General features: G+C 72.3%; 11 protein-coding genes. 4 read left to right on the top strand and 7 right to left on the bottom strand.

Annotation, left to right across the window (positions count from 1 at the left end; all coding sequences use genetic code 11):
• Positions 1-119: 119 nt before the first annotated feature.
• The 3 genes from E0D90_RS18140 to E0D90_RS18150 all read left to right on the top strand — a co-directional run bounded on the left by E0D90_RS18140 (position 120) and on the right by E0D90_RS18150 (position 2,615).
• A complete protein-coding gene (locus E0D90_RS18140; RefSeq protein WP_130799265.1) occupies positions 120-1,247 on the top strand; it encodes an LLM class flavin-dependent oxidoreductase in 1,128 nt (375 codons plus the stop codon).
• The gene (locus E0D90_RS18145; protein WP_438827414.1) at positions 1,244-2,050 is read left to right on the top strand and encodes a CE1759 family FMN reductase; all 807 of its coding nucleotides are present in this window, start codon (positions 1,244-1,246) and stop codon (positions 2,048-2,050) included. Before E0D90_RS18140 ends, E0D90_RS18145 begins: the two co-directional genes overlap by 4 nt.
• 61 nt (positions 2,051-2,111) lie before the next feature.
• On the top strand, positions 2,112-2,615 hold the full coding sequence (locus E0D90_RS18150) for a TrmH family RNA methyltransferase (RefSeq protein ID WP_103500651.1): 504 nt from the start codon (positions 2,112-2,114) through the stop codon (positions 2,613-2,615).
• Positions 2,616-2,685: 70 nt separating this feature from the next.
• On the opposite strand, the gene E0D90_RS18155 is transcribed toward E0D90_RS18150, so the two are convergent.
• The 5 genes from E0D90_RS18155 to E0D90_RS18175 all read right to left on the bottom strand — a co-directional run bounded on the left by E0D90_RS18155 (position 2,686) and on the right by E0D90_RS18175 (position 6,862).
• Complete coding sequence (locus E0D90_RS18155) at positions 2,686-3,585, bottom strand: RluA family pseudouridine synthase (protein WP_227870303.1); 900 nt, start codon at positions 3,583-3,585, stop codon at positions 2,686-2,688.
• Positions 3,586-3,811: 226 nt separating this feature from the next.
• Positions 3,812-4,045: a hypothetical protein gene (locus tag E0D90_RS18160; RefSeq protein ID WP_227870304.1), complete on the bottom strand. Its 234-nt coding sequence runs from the start codon at positions 4,043-4,045 to the stop codon at positions 3,812-3,814.
• Positions 4,046-4,114: 69 nt separating this feature from the next.
• Positions 4,115-4,831, bottom strand: a complete 717-nt coding sequence (locus E0D90_RS18165; protein ID WP_130799268.1) for a hypothetical protein — start codon at positions 4,829-4,831, stop codon at positions 4,115-4,117.
• A 67-nt stretch (positions 4,832-4,898) separates the two neighbouring features.
• Positions 4,899-5,894, bottom strand: a complete 996-nt coding sequence (locus E0D90_RS18170; RefSeq protein WP_130799269.1) for an SRPBCC family protein — start codon at positions 5,892-5,894, stop codon at positions 4,899-4,901.
• Positions 5,891-6,862, bottom strand: a complete 972-nt coding sequence (locus tag E0D90_RS18175; protein ID WP_130799270.1) for a histone protein — start codon at positions 6,860-6,862, stop codon at positions 5,891-5,893. Before E0D90_RS18175 ends, E0D90_RS18170 begins: the two co-directional genes overlap by 4 nt.
• Positions 6,863-7,328: 466 nt before the next feature.
• On the opposite strand from E0D90_RS18175, the gene E0D90_RS27920 reads away from it, so the two are divergent.
• Entirely contained in the window at positions 7,329-8,423 is a 1,095-nt protein-coding gene (locus E0D90_RS27920; RefSeq protein WP_227870305.1) for an MFS transporter, read from the top strand.
• Here E0D90_RS27920 and E0D90_RS18185 read toward each other — a convergent pair.
• Together E0D90_RS18185 and glyA are read right to left on the bottom strand one after the other, a co-directional pair.
• On the bottom strand, positions 8,410-9,792 hold the full coding sequence (locus E0D90_RS18185; protein WP_130799271.1) for an L-serine ammonia-lyase: 1,383 nt from the start codon (positions 9,790-9,792) through the stop codon (positions 8,410-8,412). The genes E0D90_RS27920 and E0D90_RS18185 overlap by 14 nt on opposite strands.
• Before the next feature lie 150 nt (positions 9,793-9,942).
• On the bottom strand, positions 9,943-11,202 hold the full coding sequence (glyA, locus tag E0D90_RS18190) for a serine hydroxymethyltransferase (protein ID WP_103503286.1): 1,260 nt from the start codon (positions 11,200-11,202) through the stop codon (positions 9,943-9,945).
• Positions 11,203-11,345 lie beyond the last annotated feature (143 nt).

The raw sequence follows: 11,345 nt of genomic DNA on the forward strand, positions 1-11,345 counted from the left end.
ACGTCGGTGCGGGCGGTGATGAGGGCGGTGGCGAGAGCCGGGGCGTCCGGCTCGGGGGAATGAGTCCGGGGTGCCGCACGTTAGGTATGTTGAATCTTCAAGCATATCGGAGGTGCTCCATGCAGTTCGGGATCTTCACCGTCGGTGACGTGACGACGGACCCGACCAGCGGCCGCACGCCCAGCGAGGCCGAGCGGATCAAGGCGATGGTGACCATCGCACTGAAGGCGGAGGAGGTCGGACTCGACGTCTTCGCCACCGGCGAGCACCACAACCCGCCCTTCGTGCCCTCCTCGCCCACCACCATGCTCGGCTGGATCGCCGCCCGCACCGAGCGGCTGATCCTCTCCACCTCGACCACGCTGATCACCACCAACGACCCGGTGAAGATCGCCGAGGACTTCGCGATGCTCCAGCACCTGGCCGACGGCCGGGCCGACCTCATGATGGGACGCGGCAACACCGGCCCCGTCTACCCCTGGTTCGGGCAGGACATCCGGCAGGGAATCCCGCTGGCCATCGAGAACTACGCCCTGCTCCACCAGCTGTGGCGCGAGGAGAACGTCGACTGGGAGGGCCGCTTCCGCACCCCGCTGCACGGCTTCACCTCCACACCCCGGCCCCTGGACGGCACGCCCCCGTTCGTCTGGCACGGCTCGATCCGCTCGCCCGAGATCGCCGAACAGGCCGCCTACTACGGTGACGGCTTCTTCGCCAACAACATCTTCTGGCCCAAGGAGCACTTCCAGGAGCTGATCGACCTCTACCGCAGGCGCTACGCGCACTACGGCCACGGCACACCGGAACAGGCCGTCGTCGGCCTCGGCGGCCAGGCGTTCATGCGACGCAACTCCCAGGACGCCGTCCGGGAGTTCCGCCCCTACTTCGACAACGCCCCGGTCTACGGCCACGGCCCCTCGCTGGAGGAGTTCACCGAGCAGACTCCGCTGACCGTCGGCTCCCCGCAGCAGGTCATCGAGAAGACTCTGACCTTCCGCGAGTCCTTCGGCGACTACCAGCGGCAGCTGTTCCTGATGGACCACGCCGGGCTCCCGCTGAAGACGGTCCTGGAACAGCTGGACCTGCTGGGCGAGGAAGTCGTCCCGGTACTGCGCAAGGAATTCGCCCGGCTGCGCCCGGCCGGAGTGCCGGACGGACCCACGCACGCCGCCCGCGTCGCCGACGCCGCCGCCGCGCCGGGGTCCGGCCCCCGGACCGCCGTGAAGAACGGAGCGACCGCACCGTGACCCCCGCGTTCACTCCCGGACCCGCGCCCGTGCCGGCTGCCGTGCCGCGTCTCGCGGTCGTCTCCGCGGGTACCGGTCAGCCCTCCTCCACCGGGCTGCTCGCCGACCGCCTCACCGCCGGCACCCTCGCGGCACTCGGGAACGCTGACACGGTCCGGGGTGGCGCGCTCCCGGACGGCGCCCTCCGGGACGGCGCCGCGGGCGCGGCGGCCGAGGTCAGCCGCGTCGAACTCCGTGACCTCGCCACCCAGATCGCCGGGCACCTGGTGACCGGTGTCCCCGGCGAGCGGCTGGCCACCGCCCTGTCCGCCGTCACCTCCGCCGACGCGCTGATCGCGGTCACCCCCGTGTACAACGCCTCCTACAGCGGGTTGTTCAAGTCCTTCTTCGATCTGGTCGACCCGACCGCCCTGGCCGGCACACCGGTGATCGTCGCCGCCACCGGCGGTACGCCCCGGCACTCGCTGGTGCTCGACCACGCGATGCGGCCCCTCTTCGGCTATCTGCGGGCGCTGACCGTGCCCACCGGCGTGTACGCGGCGACCGCGGACTGGGGCGGCGGCGCGGACGGGGCGGCGTCCGGTGAGGACCCGCTCGCCGACCGCGTCGGCCGGGCCGCGGCCGAACTCGCCGCCCAGCTCGGCGGGCGAACCCCGCGCGCTGCCGGCGGCGCCACCCCGGCCGGCGGCATCGCCGCCGCGGGACCGGGTCTGCGGCCGGACGGCGAGCCCGAGGCCGACCCCGACCCGGAGGCCGAGGTCGTGCCGTTCGCACAGCAGCTCGCCGCCGTGCGAGGCCGATGACCGGGTGTGCGATGCTGAGCCCGCGCCGCGCCGGGCGGTGAGCACGCCGAAAGGGTTGACCATGCGGGCCGAATACGAGCAGCTGCGGCACAAGACGCCCGACACCCTGGCGCAGCCGCGTGAACTGGTCGTCGCCTGCGCCCCGCTGAAGAGCCGGGTCAACCTCTCCACCATCCTGCGGACCGCCGGATGCTGCGGTGTGAGCCGGGTCATCGCGTGCGGCAACGCCAAGGTCGATCCGACGGTAGCCCGGGACAGCGTCGAGCAGGTGACGATCGAGAGCCGCCGGACCCTGCCGCCGGTGCTCAAGTCGCTGCGACAGGACGGCTACCGCATCGTCGGACTGGAGCAGACCACCAACTCCTCCAGCCTGCACGGCTACGCCTTCCCCCGCCGCACCGCGCTCGTCATCGGCAACGAACGACTGGGCATCACCGAGGAGGAGTTGCGGTACGTCGACGACTGTGTGGAGATCCCCGTGTGGGGTGCCCCGCACAGCTACAACGTCGCCACCGCGACGGCCATGGCGCTCTACGAGTACTGCAAGCAGTACCCCGAGGGCTGAGGGCTGAGGGCCGATGGCTGAGGGCCGCGGCTGACGGCACGGGCCCGTGCCGTCACCCGTCAGTGGCGGCTCAGCGGGCGGACCGGGCCTCCCGCTCCAAGCGGCCGAGCACTCGTTCCGCATGGGCGGTGGTCTCCTCCACGGTGCCCTCCAGCCGGTCCCGTACAGGCGCCCAGAAGGCGTCGCCGGGCGGAGCCGAGACCGTCACCCGCGAGCCGTCGCCCCAGCCCCGGTCGAAGGCGATACGCCATGAGTGCAGACAGGTGCGGGGCGTACCCGACGCGTTCTGCCGGTCGAAGAGCGGATCGCCCTCGATGGGGTGTCCGATCCACGCCAGATGCACCCTGATCTGGTGCCGCCGTCCGGTCACCGGCCGCACCACCAGCAGCGTGTGCCGCTCGTCCCGCCAGACGGTCCCGAACAGGGTGGTCGACGGATAGGTCCTGACCTTCGGCAGGACGTCGCTCTCCGCGACGTGCCAGCGCCCCGCCGACGCGGTGATGGTCTCGCGTGGGGCGGCGACCCGCACCCGCGACTTCCTGCCGACGCTGAGCGGCAGCTCGATCTCGCCGCGCTCCGGCAGCACCGGCCCCTGCCCGGGCAGTCCGGTGTTCCGGACCAGCGCCAAGTAGGCCTTGCCGACCGTCCGCCGGTTGAACTGGCGGGCCAGATCGGCGTGCACCGGCAGCGACTTGGCCAGCACCACCACACCGGAGGTCACCTTGTCGATGCGGTGCGCGGGCATCAGCCACTCGCCCGCGTCCTTCGCCATCCGCATCAGATCGGTGTCGTGACGCTCTCCCACCACCGAGACGTCGGCCGGCTTGTCGATGACGAGGACGTCCTCGTCGTCCAGGAGGGCCGAACGGCGCCGGATCTCCGGCCACCCCTCCGCGCTGGGGCCGGTGACGCCGACCGCGCCGTCCTCCGCGCCGTCGGCGGTCTCCGGTGCGTTTCCGGTCTCGCTCACGTGCCGCTGTCCGTTCTGCCGCGCTGCCATGGTCCGCTCATGCTCGATGTCCGCTGCCCGAGCCGCGCCGCCCCCTCGGCGGGCGCTCCACTGTACGTGAGCGGCGCGACCGTCTGTGACCGCGCCCGATCCCGCTCGCGGGGCGCGGCGCACGGGGCGCGGGGCCGGAACCGGGTCCGGCCCCGGCCCGGGGCACGAGACGGGGCCGGACGGCCGGCGGCGGTGGTCACCCGTCACCGGCGTCGTGGTGGTCCTCGGTCTCTTCCTGGTCGTCGTTCTCGTCGTCAATCCGGCTCGCCAGCGTGTACCTGACGAGGACGTCGTCGTACCGCACATCGGCCTGGACCGCGTCCGGAAGGTTCTCCCGCTCGCTGCCCGAACCGGATACCACTCCCGGGCCCTCGGCGAACCGGACCTCGGTGTCGGGGACTTCGCCGAACCGCAGCCGGTCCGCGCGCACCCGTGAGGTGAACGCGATGTCGGCCGCCGCCGGGTCAGGCGGTGTCCCGGAGCTGGAGGGTGTCGGTGTTCACGGCGGGCGGCGTCGGCCCGTCCCGCCGCCGGCCGCCGCCGGCTCGCGCCGCCGGCCGCCGGACCGCCCGCCGCCGGAGCGCCGCACCCCGTTGCTGCCGGAGGACCGGGAGGTCCGCTCCGGCCTCGGGGCCTTCCCCGCGACGTCGCCGGCCGACTCAGCCGACGTCCCTGCCGACTCCGCGGCCGGCTCGACCGCGTCGGCGGCCTGCTCGGTGGTGTCCTGCACCGCCTCCTCCGCGGTGTCGCCCACCGTGTCACCCACCGCGTCACCGGCCGATTCGATGGCCTTCGACGCGGCGCCCGCCGACTCCACCGCTGCCTTGCCCGCCTCCGGAACAGCCTCGGCCGCCGCGCCACTGACGCTCTCGGTGGCCGACTCGGCGGCGTGGGCGATGTCCTGGACGATCTGCGGGTTCTCCGCGATCGTCGTCAGCGCCTGCTCGATCATCGCCGCCACGTTGTCCAGATGGACTTCGAGCAGCGCCTGGACCTCCACTCCCTTGATGCCGAGATTGAGGCGGCCGAGGGAGACGTCGGCGCCGACGTTGATCTTGAGGAGATCGAGCAGCTCGGCCTGGAGCGTCACGCTCGCCCGCAGGTCCTCGGCCTCGATCTCGATGTCCTCCACGTTGAGCACCGGGACGTCCAGCGTCACATCGGGTGCCCCGCGGTCGTCGGGTTCCCGGAGTTCCTGGGACAGGTCGTCGCTCATGTTGCCGCCTTCGGGGAAGGGAGCCGCGTGCCGCTGCTCCTGTGGGTGGCCGGGACCGGGCGGGCCGTCACTGCTTCTCCTCCTCCTCCTCCTCGTCCTCTTCTTCCTCGTCCTCCGCGTCGGCTTCCTCGTCCTCCGGGTCGGCGTCGTCCGCCGCTTCCTCGTCCGGCTCCTCGGACTCCTCGTCCTCGTCGCCGTCGTCCTCCTCCTCGGCGCTCATGGCGTCCTCGTGACTCCGGACCACCTCGCCGTCACGGATCTCACCGCGCCAGCCCTCGACCTCCGTGTCGGCGGAAAGGGTCACGTAGCGCTGGAAGTTCTTCATGTCCAGGCGGAACCGGCGGCCCTGCGCACGCCAGATGTTTCCGAGCTTCTCGAAGAAGCCGCTCGGTGAGTACTCGACAACGGCGATGACACGCGTCAGGTTGGGCCCGAGCTCATGAAAGGTGACGGCGCCGTAGGTCGTGCCCTTCGAGCCCTCGGACCGCCAGATGATGCGGTCGTCCGGAATCTGCTCCTCGATCGTCGCCTCGTACTCGCGGCTGGAGAAGACCATCTTGAACGACCATGTCGACGACTCGTCCTCTCCCCCCTGCGTGACGTTGCTGACGCCCTTCGCCCAGGTGCCGAAGTCCTCGAACTCCGTCCAGTGGTTGTAGCAGACCCTGCGCGGCACACCCACGTCGATCGCCTCGACGATGGAGGTCACCTTCGCCAGGAACGCGTGCTCGTCACCCTCGCCGCCCTCGCCCGACGACGCCTCCTCGGAATCGTCGCTCATGCCCGGGACCGCCTTCTTCACACTGCTCTTCACGCTGCTGGTCACCGATCCCGCCGCGGCTGCGCCGGGGCTGTCGCCCTGCATCATCCGGCCCGCCACGTCCGGCACCAGCTTGCTCTGGGAGGCCGAGCCGGTGACCCGCTTGGTGGTGTCCTTGAGCTTCTCGCCCGTCGCGTGCATCGCCACCTGCGCCTGGGCTGCGAGCATCCGCATCAGTTCCTCGCGGACCTTCCCCATCACCGACGGCGGTTGCTCTGCCTGCTTTTCCTGCGTGGCGGTCATGTCGCCTCGCCTCCCTTGCGCGAGCGCGTCGCGGCCGCGCTGTTGCGGACCGGACGCTTGGCGCGCGGCTTGCGCGGAGTGCGCTCGCCGCCCTCACCCGCCGGCCGGGCGGGTGCCTTCTTCGCTGCCGTCTTCTTCGCCGGGGCCTTCTTCGCGACGGGCTTCTCGGGCGCCTTCTTGGCCGGTGCCTTCTTCGCTGCCGTCTTCTTCGCCGGAGCCTTCTTGGCGGCGGGCTTCTCGGCGGGGGCCTTCTTGGCAGGCGCCTTCTTGGCGGAGGGCCGCTTCTTCTCGGGCGCCGGCTCGGGGGCGGGCTTCTCCTCGCCCTCCTCGTCCGCGTCCTCCTCCTCGCCCGCGTCTTCCTCCTCCTCGTCCTCGTCCTCAGCCTCGGGCTCTTCCTCGTCCTCCTCCTCTTCTTCCTCCTCCTCTTCTTCGTCTTCGGAGTCCGCCTCGTCAGTGGCCTCCGGCTCTTCCTCCTCGGCCTCCTCCTCGCTCTCCTCGTCTTCTTCGTCTTCGTCGTGCTCGTCTTCGTCTTCGTCGTGCTCGTCCTCGGCAGCCGCCTCGTCGTCCTCGGGTGTCTCGTCACCGGCGCCGGGCTCGTCCTCTTGCTCGGGCGCCTCGGCAGCCGCCTCGTCGTCGGCGTCGGCGTCCGGCTCCTCATCGCCCCCGGCGCGGCGGGCGGTGAGCGCGTCGGCACGGGCGGAGAGCGCTTCGGCCAGGGAGGACGCGCCACGCTGGACGCCGGACTTGCCGGAAGAGACCAAACCTCCGCCCAGGTCGCTGAGTCGCCCGACCGCGGGGACGTCCTCCAGCTTCTGCTTGCCCTTGGCGAGACCGGAGGGACCCTTGCCGCCACCGCGTTTGCCGAGGGCGGCGCCCGCGACGGCGAGGGCGAGCTTCGCTTTCTTGGTACGGCCCAGTACGTAGCCCGCGGCCACCCCCGCGGCCATCGCTGATCTGGCACTTCCCATGATCCCAGCCTTCTCTCGGGTCGTCGGCGAACGTTCGCCCTCCGTCCGGTGGCCTGGTGAGACCCGCAGCGGCCGGGTGACCGGGCCGCGCCCTCTCGGCGCGCCCTTGGCGCACGAACCCTCTTCGTCTGGCAGCGCCGCCGCCCCGCTGCCCTCTCGGGAGGGGCAGCACGCGGACGAGCCTGCCGCTTCTCCCATTGGAACGCCGGGCCGGACAGAGCGCATGTGCACGCGATCCGTGCCCGGACCACGCGCCGGCCGGCCCGCTCCCGGCCTGGGCCAACTCCGCCGCCGCACGGCGCCGTCGCGTCATGAACGGGCTCGCTCACTTCACCGCCGCGCCCACCGGCGTCGGCGACCGGCGACGGGACGCGGCACCCTGGGGCCTGATCCGAGCCGCAGCTCGTGCCCGGTCAGCCAGCTGTATACAGGCTGGTATCCCCGCCGAAGCACAGCGTGATGTCCGGTGTGGTACATCTGGTCCCGCGCAGCGGGCCCCGATCGCGCCGGGCGTCTGGGAGCGGGCGCCGGGTCGCCGTGGGGCGCGCCGCTCGCGAAGACCACCGCCCACCAGCGGGGCCAGAGCGTCCGGGCCGCCGAGCTGGGCACCCCGATCGTCCACGCGCTGCTGCTGGTGGCCGTCATCGCCGCCGCGGGGGCGATGACGGCCTGGTGGGACTGGTCCGGAACAGCCCCCGCAACCCGACGGGCGCCGCGCGGCCTGCAGCCGCAGAGCGGGCCCCCGGTCTTCTCGCTGCTGCGCACCCCCGGCGTGGCACCCGGACTCTTCATCAGCCTCGCGTTGTTGTCCTCGGTCGACCTGCTCACCGCCTACCTGCCGCTGATCGCCGAACAACGGGGCATCTCGCCCGCGGCCACCGGCGTGCTGCTGGCGCTGCGGGCCGCGTTCTCCATCGCCTCGCGGCTGCTGCTCGCCACTCTGCTCACCCGCTGGTCGCGGCGGACGCTGGTGGTCTCCAGCGCCCTGGGGTCGGCCGTGTCGCTGAGCCTGGTCGCGCTCCCGTGGGCCGACCAGTGGTGGCTGATGGCCCCCGCCCCGGCGGTCGGTGGCTTCCTGCTCGGGATCGGGCAGCCGCTGACCATGACCAGCGTGGTGCTCGCCGTCCCCACCCACGCGCGGGGTACCGCGCTGGCGCTGCGGTTGTGGGCCAACCGGCTGGGGCAGGTGGCGCTTCCGGCCGGGGCAGGTGGCGGTGCCGGCCGGGGCGGGCCTCGTCGCCGCCTCAGCCGGTGCGTCGGGTTCGCTGTGGTTCGCCTGCGGGGTCCTGGCAGCGGCGGCGGGCACGGGCCGGTTCACCGGCCGTTCCTGACGGAGCCTCAACGACGACCACGGCCCGACGTCCGGTCCTGGTGGGAGAGCACCCGGGGTGGCGATGCGCCGGTTGCCGCCGGCGCCTCGACGCGATGCCGAGCGGCCTGCCGGCCGTCCGCGTGGCTCCGGTCCTCGACGGGGCCGGCCCTCGACGGGGCCGGGCCTCGACGGGGCGGATCGTGCACGGGGTTCGTGGACGGTCGGGAGCTCCGGGTCAGCACTCGATGACGTTGACGGCGAGGCCGCCGCGCGCCGTCTCCTTGTACTTGACCTTCATGTCCGCGCCCGTCTCCTTCATGGTCTTGATGGCCTTGTCCAGGGAGACGTGGTGCCGGCCGTCGCCGCGCAGCGACATGCGGGCGGCCGTGACGGCCTTCACCGCCGCCATGCCGTTGCGTTCGATGCAGGGGATCTGCACCAGGCCGCCGACCGGGTCGCAGGTCAGGCCGAGGTTGTGCTCGATGCCGATCTCGGCGGCGTTCTCGACCTGTTCCGGGGAGGCGCCCAGCACCTCCGCCAGCCCGCCGGCGGCCATCGAGCAGGCCGAGCCGACCTCGCCCTGGCAGCCGACCTCGGCGCCGGAGATCGAGGCGTTCTCCTTGAAGAGCATGCCGATGGCGCTCGCGGCCAGCAGGAACCGCACCACACCGTCCTCGTCGGCGCCCGGTACGAAGCGGGTGTAGTAGTGCAGCACCGCCGGGATGATGCCCGCCGCACCGTTGGTGGGTGCCGTCACCACGCGGCCGCCGGCGGCGTTCTCCTCGTTGACGGCCATCGCGTAGAGCGTCACCCACTCCATGGCGTGCTCGGCGCGGTCGCCCTCCGCGCGCAGCTGCCGGGCCGACTGCGCCGCCCTGCGCCGCACCTTCAGCCCGCCGGGCAGGATGCCCTCGCGCGTCATGCCGCGCGCCACGCACTCCCGCATCACCTGCCAGATCTCCAGCAGCCCGGCGCGGATCTCCGCCTCGCTCCGCCACGCCAGCTCGTTCTCCAGCATCAGCGCGGAGACGGACAGGCCGGTCTCCCGGGTGAGCCGCAGCAACTCGTCCCCGGTGCGGAAGGGGTGACGCAGCGCGGTGTCGTCGAGCTTGATGCGGTCCTCGCCGACGGCGTCCTCGTCGACCACGAAGCCGCCGCCCACGGAGTAGTAGGTCTTCTCCAGCAGCGGCCTGCGCTCGGCGTCGTAGGCGCACAGGGTCATGCCGTTGGCGTGGTACGGCAGGGAGCGGCGCCGGTGCAGGACCAGGTCGGCGGCCGGGTCGAAGTCGATCGTGTGGCTGTCGCCTATCTCCGTGGCCAGCAGCCGCAGGCGGCGTTCGTGCCGGATGCGTTCCACCTCGCCGTCGGCGGCGGCCACGTCCACCGTGTCGGGGGCGTGGCCCTCCAGGCCGAGCAGGACCGCCTTCGGGGTGCCGTGGCCGTGGCCGGTGGCGCCCAGCGAGCCGAACAGCTCCGCGCGCACCGACGCGGTGCCGGCCAGGGCACCTTCCTTCTTCAGCCGGACGACGAACATCCGGGCGGCGCGCATGGGGCCGACCGTGTGGGAGCTGGAGGGGCCGATGCCGATGGAGAAGAGGTCGAACGCGGAGAGGGCCACGGTGGCGGACTTCCTTGTCTGCTCGTGTTGTCCGCCCGGGGTGGGAGCGGTGTGCGGGCCCCGGGGCCGGCCGGTGGGCCGGACGCCGGGGTGGCGCCGTGCGGCCCCGCCGCGCGCAGGGTGGCGCGGGCCGGGCCGCACGGCCGCGGGCTACAGGCCCGGGTAGAGCGGGTACTTGGCGGCGAGGGCCGTGACCCGCGCCTTCAGGGACTCCGCGTCGAACGCGGGCTTGAGCGCCTCGGCGATGACGTCCGCGACCTCGCGGAAGTCGTCGGCCCCGAAGCCGCGGGTCGCCAGCGCGGGTGTGCCGATGCGCAGGCCCGAGGTCACCATCGGCGGCCGGGGGTCGTTGGGCACGGCGTTGCGGTTGACGGTGATCCCGACCTCGTGCAGCCGGTCCTCCGCCTGCTGGCCGTCCAGCTCGCTGTGGCGCAGGTCGACCAGGACCAGGTGGACGTCGGTGCCGCCGGAGAGCACGGAGACGCCGGCATCGGTGACGTCCGGCCGCAGGAGCCGCTCGGCCAGCAGCCGCGCGCCCTCCAGGGTCCGGCGCTGGCGGTCGCGGAACTCCTCGCTCGCAGCGATCTTGAAGGAGACCGCCTTGGCCGCGATGACGTGCTCCAGCGGGCCACCCTGCTGTCCGGGGAAGACCGCGGAGTTGATCTTCTTGGCGAACTCCTGGCGGGAGAGGATCACTCCACCGCGCGGGCCGCCGAGGGTCTTGTGGGTGGTGGTCGTGACGACGTCGGCGTGCGGCACCGGGTTGGGGTGCAGACCGGCGGCGACCAGACCGGCGAAGTGCGCCATGTCCACCATCAGCAGCGCCCCGACCTCGTCGGCGACGGCGCGGAAGGCGGCGAAGTCCAGCTGGCGCGGGTAGGCGGACCAGCCGGCGATGACCAGCTTCGGCCGGTGCTCACGGGCGAGGCGGGCGACCTCCTCCATGTCGACCAGTCCGGTCTTCTCGTCCACGTGGTACGGCACCACGTTGTAGAGCTTGCCGGAGAAGTTGATCTTCATGCCGTGGGTCAGGTGCCCACCGTGCGCGAGATCGAGGCCGAGGATGGTGTCCCCGGGCTTGATCAGCGCGAACATCGCCGCGGCGTTGGCCGAGGCGCCCGAGTGGGGCTGGACGTTGGCCGCCTCCGCGCCGAAGAGCTCCTTCACGCGGTCGCGGGCGATCGTCTCGATGACGTCCACGTGCTCGCAGCCGCCGTAGTAGCGGCGACCCGGGTAGCCCTCGGCGTACTTGTTGGTCAGGACCGAGCCCTGGGCCTCCAGCGCCGCCACCGGCGCGAAGTTCTCGGAGGCGATCATCTCCAGGGTCGACTGCTGGCGGTGCAGCTCGGCGTCGACGGCGGCGGCGACGTCCGGGTCGACCTCGTGCAGGGAACTGTTGAGAAGAGACATGCGGCCTTCCTGTGCCGATATCCGTGGGCTGCGCCCGGCGAAGTGGCGGGCGCCCGCCCGGTCAGGCGGGGGGGTGTCTCTTTTAAACATCTCCCAGCCCCCGAGACAAAAAGGAAAATCGTATGCCGTCTTTTTCTTTTAAA

Origin of the sequence: Streptomyces otsuchiensis (assembly GCF_004305975.1) — a bacterium.
Classification (GTDB): Bacteria; Actinomycetota; Actinomycetes; order Streptomycetales; family Streptomycetaceae; genus Streptomyces; species Streptomyces otsuchiensis.

What these genes read in the sequence shown, in the direction of transcription:
- E0D90_RS18140 (WP_130799265.1), top strand. Translation starts at nt 120, where the DNA reads ATGCAGTTCGGGATCTTCACCGTCGGTGACGTGACGACGGACCCGACC.
- E0D90_RS18150 (WP_103500651.1), top strand. Translation starts at nt 2,112, where the DNA reads ATGCGGGCCGAATACGAGCAGCTGCGGCACAAGACGCCCGACACCCTG.
- E0D90_RS18165 (WP_130799268.1), bottom strand. Translation starts at nt 4,831, where the DNA reads ATGAGCGACGACCTGTCCCAGGAACTCCGGGAACCCGACGACCGCGGG.
- E0D90_RS18170 (WP_130799269.1), bottom strand. Translation starts at nt 5,894, where the DNA reads ATGACCGCCACGCAGGAAAAGCAGGCAGAGCAACCGCCGTCGGTGATG.
- E0D90_RS18175 (WP_130799270.1), bottom strand. Translation starts at nt 6,862, where the DNA reads ATGGGAAGTGCCAGATCAGCGATGGCCGCGGGGGTGGCCGCGGGCTAC.
- glyA (WP_103503286.1), bottom strand. Translation starts at nt 11,202, where the DNA reads ATGTCTCTTCTCAACAGTTCCCTGCACGAGGTCGACCCGGACGTCGCC.